At 70.4% G+C, this 16006-nt stretch carries 6 protein-coding genes; 3 read left to right on the forward strand and 3 right to left on the reverse strand.

Features of this window, described 5'->3' with window-relative positions:
- The first annotated feature begins 139 nt into the window (after positions 1–139).
- Genes ASD78_RS06865 through ASD78_RS06875 form a run of 3 tightly spaced genes read left to right on the forward strand, consistent with a single transcriptional unit; the run spans position 140 to position 12954 of the window.
- Complete coding sequence (locus ASD78_RS06865) at positions 140–8566, forward strand: SdrD B-like domain-containing protein (RefSeq protein WP_056099468.1); 8427 nt, start codon at positions 140–142, stop codon at positions 8564–8566.
- Positions 8563–11943: a hypothetical protein gene (locus tag ASD78_RS06870; protein ID WP_056099471.1), complete on the forward strand. Its 3381-nt coding sequence runs from the start codon at positions 8563–8565 to the stop codon at positions 11941–11943. The genes ASD78_RS06865 and ASD78_RS06870 overlap by 4 nt, the downstream gene beginning before the upstream one ends.
- A 12-nt stretch (positions 11944–11955) precedes the next feature.
- Entirely contained in the window at positions 11956–12954 is a 999-nt protein-coding gene (locus ASD78_RS06875; protein WP_156087614.1) for an OmpA family protein, read from the forward strand.
- 128 nt (positions 12955–13082) lie between these two features.
- Here the strand turns inward: ASD78_RS06875 and ASD78_RS06880 are convergent, their stop codons facing one another.
- The 3 genes from ASD78_RS06880 to ASD78_RS06890 are packed head-to-tail and all read right to left on the reverse strand — an operon-like array spanning position 13083 to position 15998.
- Positions 13083–14327, reverse strand: a complete 1245-nt coding sequence (locus ASD78_RS06880) for a cation:dicarboxylase symporter family transporter (protein WP_056099475.1) — start codon at positions 14325–14327, stop codon at positions 13083–13085.
- A gap of 39 nt (positions 14328–14366) precedes the next feature.
- Positions 14367–15128 carry a L,D-transpeptidase family protein gene (locus ASD78_RS06885; protein ID WP_055902957.1) on the reverse strand — a complete coding sequence of 254 codons (762 nt, stop codon included), beginning with the start codon at positions 15126–15128 and terminating at the stop codon, positions 14367–14369.
- An 18-nt stretch (positions 15129–15146) separates the two neighbouring features.
- A complete protein-coding gene (locus tag ASD78_RS06890) occupies positions 15147–15998 on the reverse strand; it encodes a MurR/RpiR family transcriptional regulator (RefSeq protein WP_055902955.1) in 852 nt (283 codons plus the stop codon).
- Between the last annotated feature and the right edge of the window lie 8 nt (positions 15999–16006).

Raw genomic sequence — 16006 nt, forward strand, 5'->3', positions numbered from 1 at the left:
GGGCGGATTGGGGATTCGAAACATGAAATGGACGATGTGGTCGCGCCGTGCCGGCGCGAAAGCTGCGGCTTGCAATGACGCCGATAGCGGCCTGGAAGGCGGATCCTCGCCTCGCTGCGCACGCCGCCGCGGTCATGCCATGCGCGCCGCCGGCGCGGTGCTGGTATTGATGCTCGTCGGCTGGGCGCCCGCTGCGCTCGCCGTCGATCTGCAGATCACCGATCTCTCCGACGGCGCATCCGACCCGACGCCCGCCGGCGGCATCGTCACCTACGACTACACGATTCAGAACGGCGCGGCCGATACCGCGGCGAACGTCGTCGCGCTGTTCGACATCCCCGCGGGCACGACGGCGGTGAACCTGCCTGCGTTCTGCGCCGCGGACGTCGGCACGCCGACGCGCATCCGCTGCAACGTCGGCACGCTCGTCGGAACGCTCGGCGGCGGCGCGCCGATGAGCTTCCAATTGCAGGTCTCGACGGTCGGCCTGAGTCCCGGGGTCATTACGGTGCGCAGCGCCATCGGCCGCGCGCCGGTGCCGCCGGCGTCCACGCCGCTCGCAGGCCTGAGCCCGGCCGATCCGTTTTTCGCCGGCGACACCAACGCCGCGAACAACAGCGCGGTACAGGTCACGACCCTGACCAACGCGGGCAATCTTTCGATCGCCAAGACCGCCAACCCCGATCCCGTAGTCGCCGGCGCCGAGATCACCTACACGATTCAGGTCCGCAACAACGGGCCGTCCGCCTCGACCAATTTCAACGTCGTCGACACGCTGCCCTCGGGCACGACGTTCGTGGCGGGTAGCGCGACGGGCGCCGGCTGGACGTTCTCGGGCGCCAACGGCACGTTCGCGGGCACGCTGGCGGTCAACGCCACGGCCAGCTACACGTTCCGCGCACGGGTGACGGCCAGCGGCGGCACGATCGTCAACAGCGCGACCGTCAACGCCAGCGGCACCCCCGATCCGATTCCGGGCGACAACACCGACGACGTCGGCACAGCCGTCGTCCCGGGCGCGGACCTGGACATCGCCAAGACGGCGGCGCCGGCCCCGGCGATTTCCGGTCAGGCGATCACCTTCACCCTGACTACGCACAACAGCGGCCCGAACGCGGCGGCGAACGTCAGCTTCTCGGACACGATGCCGGCGGGCTTCCTGATCACCGGTCATGTCGCACCGGCGGGCTGGACCTGCGCGGTCTCGTCGGGCGACACCGTCATCACCTGCAGCCGTGCGAGCAACTACGCCAGCGGCGCCACCGATACCTTCACCGTGCAGGCCTTGGTGCCGGCCAGCGGCCCCGGCAGCAGCGGCAATCAGACCAATACCGCGACCATCACCGCCACGACCGCCGATCCGAACCCCGCGAACAACACCGGCAGCGCGACGTTCACCGTGCTTACCGACGGTGCCGATCTGCAGCTCAGCGGCAAGACGAAGGCGCCAGGCGTGGTCGCGGTGTGGAACGGCATCGGTTCCGACGCCGACAGCCGCATGACTTCGACGATCAACCTGCGCAATATCGGCCCGCGTCCCAGCACCGGGCAGGTGGACATCGTCGACACGCTGGCGCCCGGCGAGGAATTCGTCAGCGCCTCCGGCCCTTGGACCTGTTCGGCGAACGCCTATGTCGGCCCGCCCGCGCAGCAGATCGTGACCTGTTCGCTCAATGCGTCCGCGTTGCCGCTGGCGGCCGGAGCCAATGCGCCGGCACTTACCCTGGTGACCCGCGCCCGCGCGCCCGGCACGCTCACCAACAATGCCTGCACGGGCGGCTCCGGCGGCTCGCGCGAACCGTTGACCGGCGGCGGTCTGGATATCGATCCGAACACCTCGAACGACTGCGCCGGCGCCGGCGTCCGCACCACCGATGCGCGCGCCGATCTCTCGATCACGAAGCAGACCAACGGCCCGGGCGACGCCGACAACACCTTGCCGACGACGTACACGACGATGAGCTACACGCTCGTCGTCTCGAACGCCGGCCCCGATGCGACGGCCGGTGTGGTCGTCAACGATCCGGCCATTCCGGGCTGGATCAACGGGCGCTCCAGCGCCACGGTGAGCGGGCCGGCGGGTTGGACCTGCGGCGTCACCGCCGGCGGCAGCGTGACCTGCCGCTCGGGCGCCAACGCGCTTGCCGCGGGCGCGAGCGCGACCATCACGGTCGACGTTACCGGGCCGCTGACCGACAGCGTCGGCCAGAATCCGAACTGCAATGGCGCGATCCGCACCGGCGCGCGCTGCAACACGGCGGGCGTGGGTGTGGACGCTGCGGTGGCCGGCTCGGTCGGCGAAATCGACGCCAGCAACAACAGCGCGCAGGACTTCGTGCGGATTCCGCGCGTAGCCAACGTGCAGACGACGGCCAAGGTCATCACCTCCGGCGCGGTCGGCCAGGAAGGCGTGAACTCGACCTATCGCATCGACTACCGCAACGCCGGTCCGTCCGCGGCCAACGGCGTCGTCTATCGCGACATCATCACCCTGCCAGCGACCGATGCGGGCTTCGTGCTGATTTCCGCGACGCGCACGCCCGGTACCACCGCGTGCACGGTCGCTGCCGGTGCGGGCGTGAGCACCGCGCCGGCCGCCGGCGGCACCTCGTATTTCACCGCCGGCGCCAGCGGCACCGTGACCGTGACGTGCCCGGCGCTGAACATGGCCAGCGGCAACACCCAGAGCCTCAACCTGGTCATCCGGCCGAACAACAACCCCGGCGGCAGCGCGGGCCGGCAGTTCACCAACGTCGGCGATTTCGCGTTCTCGGGCCCGAGCAGCGGCACCGACGCCTCGGGCGACTTCGAATACAACGCGGTCGCGACCGCGGCCGACGACCAGAAGTCGGCCACGCTGACCTTCTCGGGCAATGCGGTCGACCTGTTGACCAACAAGGTCGACACCGGTTTCGCCGGCGGTCTCGATCCGCTCGGTTTCGATCCGAACGACCTGAGCCGCAACGCCCTCACGTACCGGGTGCGCGTCACCAACAACGGCCCCTCAGTCGCCAACGGCGTGGCCATCACCGACACGATGACCCCGCCGGTCGGTCGCACGGTGCGCTTCATCGGCGCCTCCGCCACCCCGGGCGGCCCGTTCTCCGTGGCCGCTTGCACCATCACCGCCGGCACCAACCCCATGGTCGGCGCGCCGCTGACCGTGGTGTGTCCCGTGCCGGGCGCGGGTTTCGCCAGCAACGTGGAAGGCGTGGTCGCCGCGGGCGCGACCGGCGCACTGTACCTGCGCTACCAGTACGAAACGCCGCCGGGCGCGGCGGGCGACACGCTGCAGAACATCGCGGTCGCGTCTTCCGTCGAATCGGACACCAACCCGGCCAACAACGAAGAGGGCGAGTCGACCACGATCCGCTCGCGTTCGGACCTGCGTATCGCCAAGCGCATCGTGCTGGCGGCGCCTGCGCCGAGCAACGACCCCACCGTCGCATTGCCGGCTCAGGTCGCCACGGTCACCGTGCGCCAGCCCTTCGTCTATGTGGTGGAAGGCGCCAACGCCGGGCCGGGCTCGAGCCTTTCGCTCGACCGCTCCGGTTCGAGCCCGCTCAACGGCACCGGCACGGTGATCGCCGATACGCTGCCGGCGGGTCTGGTGGTGACCGGCCCGATTACCTGGCAGAAGGTCGGTCCGAGCCTGGGCGGCGACGAGGTGCCCAACGGCACCGGCACCTGCGTGCTGGCGGGCAGCACCGTCACCTGCAACCTGGGCGATCTCACCTTCACCCCGGGCGACCTCGGCCGCGTGCGCGTCCTGGTGCCGTCGCGTTGGGACGTGGTCCCGGCCGGTGGAACGGCGAACAACACGGCCACGGTCACGACCGAGCAGGTCGAAGAAGATCCGAGCAACAACACGACCACCGTGCCGCTCGCGGTCACGGGCTCTTCGCTCGCCGGCACCGTGTTCAACGACCGCGACCGCGCCGGCAGCAACGGCGGCACGCCGCAGGCCGCTGCGGGCGAGCCGCGCCTGGCCGGTGTGGCCATCGCACTGACCGGCGTCGACGCCTACGGAAACCCGGTCAACCTGACCGCCACCACCGATGCGGACGGCAACTATCGCTTCGACAATCTGGCGCCGTCTGGCGGCGCCGGCTACACGATCACCCAGTCGCAGCCGACCGGCTATAACAACGGCCCGGTCGATCCCCCTAGCGCGGGCCCGGATGCGCCGTCGCTCGGCGGCAGCTACGCCGCCGGCACGCCGAATTCGGCCTACACCGGCATCGTGGTCGGCGCCGACGTCGACGGCGTGCGCTACAACTTCCCCGAGTTGCGGCGCGCGAGCCTGTCGGGCTTCGTCTATGTCGACAACGACTTCAACAACGTGCGCAACGCCGGCACCGACAGCCCGATCGCCAGCACCCCCGTCGAGCTGCTCAACGCCGCCACCGGTGCGGTGATCACCACCGCCGTCACCGATGCGAACGGCTTCTACCAGTTCAGCGATCTCGATCCGACGATCGTCTACACGCTGCGGGAAACGCTGCCGGCCGGGAATTACATCAATCGTCCGACCGCGGTGAATCCGGGCCTGATCGACGGCGTCGCCTGCGCCACAGGCTGCGCGCCCGGCACCGGCGTGTCGCCGGACGCGGCCACCACCGACCGCATTTCGCAGATCGACCTGAGCACCGGCGCCAGCGCCACCGAATTCAACTTCGGCGAGACGCCGAGCGGCTCGTCGCTGGCCGGCCGCGTATGGCTGGATCCCGACAACGACGGCGTCATCGACGCCAGCGAGGCGGGCATCGCCGGGGTGACGATCGTCCTCAGCGGCACCGACCAGGACGGCAACCCGGTCAACCGCACCACGACGACGGCGCCGGACGGTTCCTACAGCTTCACCGGCTTGCTGCCGGGCAGCTACGTGGTGACCGAGCCGAGCCAGCCGACCGGCACGCTCAATGGCCGCACCGTGGCGGGCAGCGTCGGCGGCACCGCGACCGTGCCGTCGGTGACTCCGTCGGCGATCACCGCGATCGCGCTCGGCGTCAACCAGGCCGCGGTGGACTACAACTTCGGCGAGATCATGCCCGCGAGCCTCAGTGGCCGCGTGTACTTCGACCACGACGACGACGGCACGATCGACAGCGGCGAAACCGGTATCGCGGGCGTCACCGTCACGCTGACCGGCACCGATGCCGATGGCGCCGCGGTCAGCCTCACCACCACCACCGACGCCGACGGCGCCTACGTCTTCTCAGGCCTGCGCCCCGGCACCTACACGGTGACCGAGCCGACCCAACCGCCGGCGACCTCCAACGGCCTCACCACGGCGGGCACGGTAGGCGGCGCCACCAGCGGCACTGCGACGCCGCGCGGCACCCTGCCGTCCGCGATCAGCGCGATCGTGCTGCCTGCGGGGCAGTCGTCCATCGACAACAATTTCGGCGAGATCGCCGATTCTCCCGACCTGCGCGTGACCAAGGCCGCCACCCCGGGGACCTTCACCGTCGGTACCGAGAGCCACTACACGGTGCGCGTGCGCAACGCCGGCAACGCGGCGACCGTCGGCTCGTATACCGTCGACGATCGCCTGCCTGCGGGCGTCGTGCTCGCCGCCACGCCCAACGGCACGGGCTGGACCTGCACCGGCGCCGCCGGTGCGGTGAGCTTCCAGTGCGCCAGCACCCAGGCGCTCGCCGCAGGCGACACGCACCCGGGCGACATCGACGTGCGCGTGGACGTCACCGCCGCTGCGGCCGCCGCTTCGCCGCTCATCAATGCGGTGATCGTGCGCGGCGGCGGCGAATCGCCGGCGCGCCTGCCCACGCCGACGGAACAGACCGATTTCGACGGCAACGTCGGCGGCCTGCCCGTGTGCGATCCGGCGATCACCCAGAACGCCTGCCGCATCGAGACCCCGGTGCAGGCGTCCGGCGCCATCAGCGGCCGCGTGTACTTCGACAACGACAACGACGGCGTGATCGACACCGACGAGACCGGCATCCCGAACGTGACCGTGGTGTTGACCGGCACGGACGACCTGGGCGCCGCGGTCAATCTGACCGCGACTACCGATGCCGACGGCCGCTACGCATTCCCGACCCTGCGTCCGGGCACGTATGTCGTCACCGAACCGACGCAGCCGCCGGGCAGCACCAACGGCATCACCACGCCGGGCACGATCGGCGGCGCCTCCACCGGCACCTCGACCCCGCAAAGCACCACGCCCTCGGCCATCAGCGGCATCGTGCTGGCGCCGGGCGCGCATTCGATCGACAACAACTTCGGCGAGGTCGCCGATTCGCCGGACCTGGTGGTCGGCAAGACCGCCGACCCGGCGCGCTTCACCGCCAACAACGCGGCGCGTTACACCATCACGGTGCGCAACGTCGGTCCGAAGGCCAGCTCGGGCGACTACACCGTCGAGGACCGTCTGCCGCCGGGCGTCACCTTGACCGCGACGCCGGTCGGCAGCGGCTGGATCTGCACCGGCGCCGCCGGCGCGGACCGCTTCGCCTGCACCAGCGCGGTCGTGATCGCCAGCGGCGCCACCCGCGCCGATCGCATCGATGTTCCGGTGCTGGTCGGCGCGAACGCCGGCGCGAATGGGACGATTCACAACGCCGTGCTGGTCGAAGGCGGCGGAGAAGACGCTGCGCACCGTCCGACCGCCGTGGAACGCGGCGGCTTCGAGGGCGATGTCGCCACGCTGCCCGTTTGCGACCCCGCGATCACGCAGAACGCCTGCCGCCTGCCGACGCAGGTGCAGGTCGCCGCTGCGGTGTCGGGTACCGTGTGGTACGACATCGGCGGCGACGACACGCTGCTGGACGGCGGCGACCGCCGTCTCGACGGGTGGACCGTGGAACTGGTCGACCTGGCAACCGGCATCGTGGCGAAAACCACGACCACCGGCGCCGGCGGCCGCTACCGCTTCGCCGACGTCGTGCCCGGCGTGCGCTGGACCATCCGCTTCCGCGATCCCGACACGCGCGCGGTCTGGGGCCTGCCCGTCAGCGGCGAGACCGCCGCGGGCCCGGCCGCGCCTTGCGATGCGGCCGCGGCGATCGCCGGCGGCACCCAGAGCAGCTGCCGCATCACCGATGGCAACCTGACCCAGCTCGAGGTCGTGCTCGCGCCCGGCCAGGAACTGCCGCAGCAGAGTCTGCCGGTGGATCCGAACGGCGTGGTCTACGATGCGGTCACGCGCGACCCGGTTCCGGGTTCGATCGTGACGCTGACGCCGGTCGGCACCTGTGCCGGCTACGACCCGGCCACGAGCATCCTCAATGCGGCCGGCGGCGGCTACACGCTCAACGGCGCGTCGATCTCGATGACCGTCGGCAGCCAGGGCTTCTACCAGTTCCTGTTCGCGCCCGGCGCGCCGAGCCGCTGCGAGTTCCTGCTCGCGGTGACGCCACCGGCGGGCTACACGTTCCGCTCGACGCTGATCCCGGTCGAGACCACAACACTGTCGCCGCCAGGTGCGCCCGGCACGACCTACCAGGTGCAGCCGAACCCGACCGCGCCGACCGCTCCGGTGGGCACGGGCACGACCTACTACCTCACCCTGAGCACCGGGTCGGGCACCGCGGGCGTGGTCCACAACCACATTCCGCTGGACCCGGCGATCGCACCGGGCCTGGTGATCGTCAAGACCGGCGACCGCCGCATCGCGGAAGTGGGCGACACCGTGCTCTACACGATCACCATCCGCCAGACCGCGGGCGCCGCCGTGCAGACCGTCAACGTCCTCGACCGCCTGCCGCCGGGCTTCACCTACATCGCCGGCACTGCGCGGGCCAACGGCGCGGCGATCGCCGAACCGCTCGGCCGTCCGGGCCCGACCTTGTCGTTCGACACCGGTCCGCTGGCCGTCGGCGGCCAGACCGTGCTGACCTACCGCGTCCGCGTCGGCGTGGGCAGTCAGCAGGGCGACGGCATCAACCGCGCGCAGGCCTTCGGCTGTTCGATCGCCGGCGGCTGCGTGGACCCGGCGACGCTGCAGCCCAGGCCGTCGGTGATCCCATCCAACCGCGCGGAGTACCGCGTGCGCGTCGCCGGCGGCGTGTTCTCCGATGAGACGCTCGTGCTCGGCAAGATCTTCGTCGACTGCAACGCCAACCACGTGCAGGACCGCGAGGAACTGGGCATCCCCGGTGTGCGCCTCTACTTCAGCGACGGCACCTGGATGATCAGCGACTCGGAAGGCAAGTACAGCTACGCGGGCCTGCCGCCGATGAGCCACACGCTGAAGGTCGACGCGGCCACGCTGCCGGTCGGCGCGCGCCTGACCACCAGCAGCAACCGCAACCTGGGCGATGCGGACAGCCTGTTCCTCGACCTGAAGAACGGCGAGCTGCATCGCGCCGACTTCGTCGAAGGCAGCTGTTCGAACCCGGTGCTCGAGCAGGTCAAGGCCCGGCGCACGCAGGGCGAAGTGAGCGCACCGGAAACCGAAACCGGAACGCGTCCGCTGCGCCTGGAAAGCAAGCCCGCGCGCAGTCCGCAGCAGGGCACCGATTCCGCCAACCAGCACCCCATCGTCGACCCGAGGCCGACGCCGCCGCGGGATGCGACGCACGAGGAGGGCCGCCCATGAGCCGCATGAACCCGGGCCGCGCCGCCGCGCGCACACACGCCCTTCCGCTGCCGCGCGCCACCGCGCTCGCGCTCGCCCTGACGCTGGCCCTGCCGGCGTTCGCCCAGGACGTGGCGGACGGTCGCCGCTTCACTCCGGTGCTGGGCGCGGCCGATTCCCTGCACCCCGCCACGGAATCCAGCCGGAACCTGCCGCCGCAAGTCACGCCGGTGCGTTCGGGCGCCGTGGACTACGCCGCCAACGGCGTCGTCGATCGCATCGAGGTCGAACTCGACCGCGCTGCGGCACCGGCCGATGGCCAGACGCCTGTGCACGTCCGTGTCCGGCTGCTCGACGCAGCCGGCCGGCCGATAGCGGGCGAGGCTTACGCCACCATCGAACACAGCGGCGGGCGCGTCCGTCTCGAGAGCGCGGGCACCGACGAGTTCGGCCCCGCGCGCCTGGACGCCGATCGCGCCACCCCCGGCGTGCAGCTTCCGCTGCGCGACGGCGTGGCTGCGTTCGACCTGCTGGCGCCCAACGACGCGCAGGACGTCACCCTGCGCATCACCGCCGGGGCCGAGACGGTGGAGGGCGTGGTGAGCTTCGTGCCGGAAATGCGCGAACTGATCGCCACCGGCCTGATCGAAGGCATCGTCAACTTCCGCAGCGGCAGCGGCGCCGGCGTGATCGATCCCGCGCGCCGCGACGACGGCTTCGAGCGCGATCTGCGCCGCTGGGAGCGCCAGTTCAACAACGGCAAGGCCAATGCGGCCGCGCGCACGGCGTTCTTCGTCAAGGGCCGGATCAAGGGCGAATACCTGCTCACCGCCGCCTACGACTCCGACAAGGACACCCGCGAGCGCCTGCTGCGCGACATCCGCCCGGACGAGTTCTATCCGGTCTACGGAGACAGTTCGCTCACCGGCTTCGACGCGCGTTCGGCCGAGCGCCTGTACGTGCGCGTGGACAAGGGCCGCAGCTATGTCCTCTACGGCGATTTCCAGACCGGCGACACGCTGGCGACGTCGACGGGCGTCGGCGCCCGCGGGCCCGTGCAGCAGCGCAGCCTAGGTGTCTACAACCGTACCGCAACCGGCCTGGGCTGGCATTTCGAGAACGCAGGTGTGCGCGGCAACGTGTTCGCCGTTGAGGACTCGCTGCGCCAGGTAGTGGAAGAGTTCCCCTCCCAGGGCAGCGGCCCGTACGGCCTGCGCAACAACGCGGTCCTGGAAGGCAGCGAGCGGGTGGAAGTCGTCGTGCGCGATCGCAACCAGCCGTCCCGCATCGTCTCGGTGCGGCCGCTCGGCCGCCTCGTCGACTACAGTTTCGAGCCGTTCTCCGGCCGGATCCTGCTCAACACCTTCCTGCCGGGATTCGACAGCGACCTCAACCCGGTGTCACTGCGCATCACCTACGAGGTGGACCAGGGCACCGAGAAGTTCCTGGTGCTGGGCGCCGATGCGCAGATGAAGGTGGGCGAGCGCTTCGAGATCGGCGGTGCCTATGTCGACGACCGCAATCCGTTCGCCGGCTTCGAGATGGGCAGCGTGAACGCGGGCCTGCGCTTCGGCCCGAACACCTACCTGGTCGCCGAGTTCGCGCGCACGCGCAGCGAGGTCAACACCAACCCGGTCAACCAGTACGCCACTCCGGCGCTGCAGGGATTCAGTGGCGAAGCCGAAGGCGACGCCTGGCGCGTCGAGTTCGGCCACGACGGTGAGCGGTTCGATGCCAGCATCTTCGCAGCGCGCACGGATCCCGCGTTCAACAACGCCGCCTCGCCGCTGTACGGCGGGCGCGGCGAGTACAACGTCGAACTCGGCTGGCGCGCTGGAGAACGCGTCGAACTGTACGCCGAGGCGATCCGCAGCGAGGACCGGAATCCCAACGGCGGCGAACGCGACGCGGCCTCCGCGGGCGTCAAGCTGCAGGCCACGCCGCGTCTGAGCCTGGACTTCGGTTACCGCGCCATCCGCGAGACGGTCGGAGCGTATTCGCCATGGTCGAGCGGGTCCCCGTTCGGCGACACGCTCGGCCTCGGCGGCTCCCTCGGCAGCGGGGCGGGCGGCGGGGCGCTCGGTTACGGACAGCAGCCGCTCGATCCCCTGACCGGTCTGCCGATCATCCGCAGCGGCGGCACCGTTCCCACCAGCGATCTGCCGGTGGGAACCGAACTGTCCAGCGACACGGTGCGCATCGGCGCGGGCTACAAGGCCGGCGAGCGCCTGGTGGTAGGCGGCGAGATCGAGCAGGACGTGAGCGGCGAAGACCGCAACCGGATCGCACTCGGCGCGGACTACCAATGGCGCGAGCGCAGCCGGCTGTATGGCCGTTACGAGCGCCAGACCGGCCTGACCAGCGCGTTCGGAGTGACCACCCGCGACCGCGAGGCCGACGCGCTCGTGCTGGGCGTGGATACGACCTTCCTCAAGGACACGCAAGCGTTCACCGAGTACCGCATGCGCGATGCCATCGCCGGTCGCGACCTGCAGGCCGCTTCCGGCATTCGCAACACCTGGGATGTCGCCGAAGGTGTCCGCCTCACCAGTTCGGTCGAGCACGTGAACGTGATCGACGGTGCCACGGGCGATGCCACGGGGCTCGCCTTCGGCCTGGACTATAGCGCCAGCCCGCTGTGGCGCGGGGCGATCCGCCTGGAGCACCGGATATCCGGCGATGTCGAGCGCACCGCCGGCGACGAGGCCTTCGACACGACGCTGCTGCAGTTCATGGCGGCGCGCAAGATGAGCCGCGACTGGACCCTGCTGTTGCGGAATTACCTGCTGCGCACCGACTACGCCGCGCGCGGCGACGTGCTGCAGGATCGGTTCCAGATCGGCGTCGCTTATCGCGACACCGACCGCAACCGCGTCAACGCCCTCGCACGCTACGAATACAAGCTCGAGCGCGACGAGAGCGGCACGGGCCTGGTGCAGGCCGGCGACGACCTGGAAATGCGCGCGCACATCGTGTCCGCCCATGCCGACTGGCATCCGAGCCGTCCCTGGTGGCTCACCGGCCGGGTGGCGGGCAAGTGGCAGGAAGATCGCTTCGCCTATGCCGACGGCGGCACGGTCGAAAGCCGATTCCGCGGCGTGCTGTTGTCCGGGCGCGTCGTGTACGACGTGACCGAAAACTGGGACGTCGGGGTGATGGGCGCGACCTTCCGCGGCGATTTCGGCGCGAATCAGTACGCCTACGGCATCGAGGTCGGCCGCCTGCTGCGGCAGAACCTCTGGCTGTCGGCCGGCTACAACTGGGCCGGCTTCGCAGGCGACCCGGACCTCAATGGCTACGAATACACCCGCGACGGCGTCTATCTGCGTCTGCGGTTCAAATTCGACGAAGATCTTTTCCGGCGGGATGACGTGCGCTACCGCGATCCGGTGCGCTGACGGAGCATGACGATGAAACCCATTCTTACCTACACTCTTCCTCTTCTCGCGGCTCTGCTGCCGGCGGCCCAGGCGCAGACGCCCGTCCTGGCGCCACCGGCCGAGCGCATCAGCGACGAAGCGATCTATCGCGATCATTCGGTCTACGAGGGCACGCAGGACCGCATCCGTGCGCTCAACGACACGGGCCGTCCCGTTCGCGACTATCACCTCGCCAAGGCGCAGTGCTGGCTCGACGTGTCGTTCCACGAATACTCGCGCAACGACCGTAGCGCCTTCCCGCAGGCCGCGCTCGAACAATCCGCGCGGCTCATCGGGCTGATGGAGCAGGGCGCATCGCCGCTGCCGACCGACACGCCGCTGGTGAACGACGCCGCGCGCGTCCGCGAGGACCTGTGGAAGCGCCTGGGCGCGATCCACGGCACGCCCGGCTTCGCCTGCGCGCAGCAGGCGGTGGCCTGCGGCGAGGTCGAACTGGTGCACGCCGGCAACGAACTGAACCAGCAGCAATGGCGCCACGCCAAGCCCTACATCCAGATCGCGGAGGATCTCGTCGGGGATGCCGAGGCGTTGGCGCGGACCTGCGGCATGCCCGCGCAGGCCGTCCCGAATGCGCAGAACATGGACCTGACCGCCAATATTCTGTTCGAGTTCGACCGCGACGGCCGCGGCGATATCCGCGGCTACGCGCTGCAGAGTCTCGACCGTGCGTTCGCGCGCATCCGCGAAGAGGGCCTGCGCATCGATTCGGTGGCACTGGAAGGCCATGCCGACCGATTGCAGGGCCGCGGCGCGCAGTACAACGTCGACCTGTCCAAGCGTCGCGCCGAGACGGTGCGCGCGCTGCTGATCGAACGGGGTGTGCCTGCCGACTCGATTCGCTACCAGTACAAGGGCGACACCGAGCAGGTGCAGGACTGCTCCGGCGTGAGGCAGCCGGAGGCGCTGCGCGAATGCCTGCTGCCGAATCGCCGCGTCGCGGTGGTCTTCCAGGTGTCGCCGGCCCCTTGAACGGTGCGGCGGCAAGGGGTTCAGGCCGCTGCGGCGACACGAACGACGCCCCGGAGCGCGAGCCACGGGGCGTCGGTTTTTGTGACGCCGATTCGCAATGACGAGCAGCGACGCCCACGCCGACGCACTCAGCCCGTGCCGTCGCCCGTCGTCGCGGCGCGCTCGCGTCCGGCCACCACGCCGGTCGCGGCGATGTCGCCGGTGACGTTGCCGAGGGTCGCGAACACGTCGGGCAGGGTGTCGACCGCGAGCAGCAAGCCCAGCGGCTCCACCGGCAGGCCCGCGGCCTGCACCACCGGCATGTTGGTCGCCATAAAGCTGACCTGGCCGGGCAGGCCCACCGACCCCAGACTGATCACCACCGCCAGCGCGGCGCAGCCGGCCAGTTGCGCCGCGCCCAGGTCGATGCCGTAGATCCAGGCCACGAACGCGGTCACGCCGATGTACTGGATCGGGCTGGTGATGCGGAACAGCGATACCGCCATCGGCAGCACCAGTGAAGCGATCTCCAGCGGATAGCCGAGCCGCACCCGCGCGCTGTCCACCATCGCCGGCAACGAGGCCAGCGAAGATTGGGTGCTGGCGGCGATGGTCTGCGCCGGCAGCACGCCGGCGGCGAAGCGCCGCAACGGCGTGCCCGAGGCCGCGGCGACCAGGTACAGCATCAGCGTGACCGAGATATACAGCGTGCACTGCAGCGCGATGTAGTAGCCGACCGCGCCCAGCATGCCCACGCCGACGTGGGCGCAGACCGCGAACATCAGCGCGAACACGCCCAGCGGCGCGATCCACAGCAGCCAGCGCACGATCACGATCATGGTGTCGGCGATGGCCTGGAACAGTTCGACCAGGCGCGCGCGCCGGGCCGGATCGATGCGGGTCAGGGCGAAACCGAAGAACAGCGCGAACACCACCAGCGGCAGCATCGCGCTGGCCGCGGCGGCCGCGATCACGTTGCTGGGAATCACCGCCGACAACCAGTCGCCCAGCGCCGGCGGCGCGGCCGTCGGTACCGACGTGGCAGTGCGGAACGACTGCACCAGCGCCTCGTCGCGCGGCAGCAGCGACAGCAGGGCCGGCGCGGCGATCGCGGCGAAGGCGGCGCCCAGGCTCAGCAGCACGATGAAGACCACGATCGCGCGCCGCGCCGTGCGTCCGGAGGCCGCCGCATCGCTGGCCGAGGTCACCCCGATCACCACCAGCGACACCACCAGCGGCACTACCGTCATCTGCAGGGCATTGAGCCAGAGCTTGCCGATCGGCTGCATCACCGCCGCGGTACTTTGCGCGACCTCGGGCGCTAGCGCGACCAGGATCAGGCCGGCGGCGGCGCCGGCGATCAGCGCGAGCAGGACGCGGGTGGTCATCGACATGCGGGGCGGGGCTCTGTGTGGTGGTGGACGGAGGGCGGCTCAGGGCGCCGGCAGATGCCAATCCTGCCGCAGACGGCGCAGTTCCGCCTGCGGCAGCAGCACGAATACCGGATGCTGCTGCGGGCGCAGCCAGGCCAGCAGGGCTTCCATCGCCGGATCGGCCATCGCGGTGCAGCCTGCGGTGGGCTCGCCGGGTGCCTTCCACAGGTGGGCGAAGATGCAGCTGCCGGCGCCGGGAACGCGCTGCGGGTTGTGATCGATCACCAAGCCCAGCCGGTAGCGCTGGTCGCCGCCGGCGTGCAGGTCCCGGCGCATGGGTTCGGTGGATTCGGCGACGGCGGCCTGGCCGACCTCGCCGGCATCGACGATGCGGTTGTACAGCGGCGAGGCGTTGACGTCGATGCAGTAGTCGTCGGCGCCCATGGCCTGGTAGGGCATCGGCGTCGCCGCGCTGGCGCCGTAGCCGAACGCGGTGCCGAGCGCGAACACGCCGGCCGGCGCGCGGCCGTCGCCTTCGCGCTTCTGCGGCCCGTCGGTCTGGCTGGGATGCAGGCCCAGGCCCCAGGCACTGCCGTTACGCCCGACCGTGACCGAGCTCGCCGAGCCGACCTCGCGCCAGCCGCCGCCGTCGCGTTGGTAGCGGCGCAGGCGGCCCTCGCTCGCGTCCCAGCCGTCGGTGGTCACCAGCACGAGCTGGCGCGCGTTGCCCCAGGGCGTCGATGCGCTCGGCGCGGACATGCCGGCACAGGCGGCCAGAGCGAGGGCAGGCATCAGCAGGGCGGTGCGGAGCAGGGTGCGCATGCGGTCTCGTCCCGGCGGTCAGCTGTCGAGCAGATCCTGCATGCGCTCGAGGTTGAGGTCGAGCTGGCGGCGCCGGGCTTCGCTGGCGTCGCACAGCAGCACGAAGATCAGGTCGAGCAGGTGCTGCAGCGCCGATTGGTACAGCAGCGGCTCGATATGCCGGCGCTCGTCGTGCGCCGACACCACCAGGGCCGCGTCGGCATGCGCGCGCAGCGGGTTGGGAGTGTGACGGGTCACGGTGATGACCTTGCCCACGCGCTCGCGGAAGCGCCGGCCGATCTGGCACAGCGCCGGCTGGCGGCCGTGCTCGGAGAACACCAGCAGCACATCGCCGGCCGCGGCGCTGGAGATGCCGGCCTGCATCAGCATCGCATCGACGTAGTGCACGGTGACGATGCCCAGCATCGACAGCCGGGTCGCGAACGCGCGCGCCGGGATGCCGTCCTCGCCGAGGCCGATGATGTAGACCTTGCCGGCCTGCTCGATCGCCGCGGCGATCGCGTCGATGCGGTCGGCCGGATTGATCAGCCGGGTCTCGGCCTCGGCCAGGGCCTTGAGGTGCCACAAGTCCTCGGCCAGCGCGGTGTGCGGATCGTCCGCGGCCGCGGCGGTCGGCAGGTGGTCCTCGCCGTTGCCGTTGCCGCGCGCGACCGCTTCGCCGATCGAATACTTGAGGTCCGGGTAGCCCTTGAAGCCCAGCTTCTGGCTGAACTTGACCACGCTGGACTGGCTGATCCCCAGCGCGTTGGCCAGCTGCTGCGAGGAGTAGTCGCGCAGCAGATGGGCGTTGTCGAGCAGGAAATCGGCGATGCGGCGCTCGATCGCCGACATGCGATCGCGCTCGGCGCGGATTTTGAGTAGCGGCGACATGTCCTGAC

Source organism: Lysobacter sp. Root667 (assembly GCF_001427715.1).
Lineage (GTDB): Bacteria > Pseudomonadota > Gammaproteobacteria > Xanthomonadales > Xanthomonadaceae > Lysobacter.

What these genes read in the sequence shown, in the direction of transcription:
- ASD78_RS06880 (WP_056099475.1), bottom strand. Translation starts at nt 14,327, where the DNA reads ATGTCGATGACCACCCGCGTCCTGCTCGCGCTGATCGCCGGCGCCGCC.
- ASD78_RS06870 (WP_056099471.1), top strand. Translation starts at nt 8,563, where the DNA reads ATGAGCCGCATGAACCCGGGCCGCGCCGCCGCGCGCACACACGCCCTT.
- ASD78_RS06875 (WP_156087614.1), top strand. Translation starts at nt 11,956, where the DNA reads ATGAAACCCATTCTTACCTACACTCTTCCTCTTCTCGCGGCTCTGCTG.
- ASD78_RS06865 (WP_056099468.1), top strand. Translation starts at nt 140, where the DNA reads ATGCGCGCCGCCGGCGCGGTGCTGGTATTGATGCTCGTCGGCTGGGCG.
- ASD78_RS06890 (WP_055902955.1), bottom strand. Translation starts at nt 15,998, where the DNA reads ATGTCGCCGCTACTCAAAATCCGCGCCGAGCGCGATCGCATGTCGGCG.
- ASD78_RS06885 (WP_055902957.1), bottom strand. Translation starts at nt 15,128, where the DNA reads ATGCGCACCCTGCTCCGCACCGCCCTGCTGATGCCTGCCCTCGCTCTG.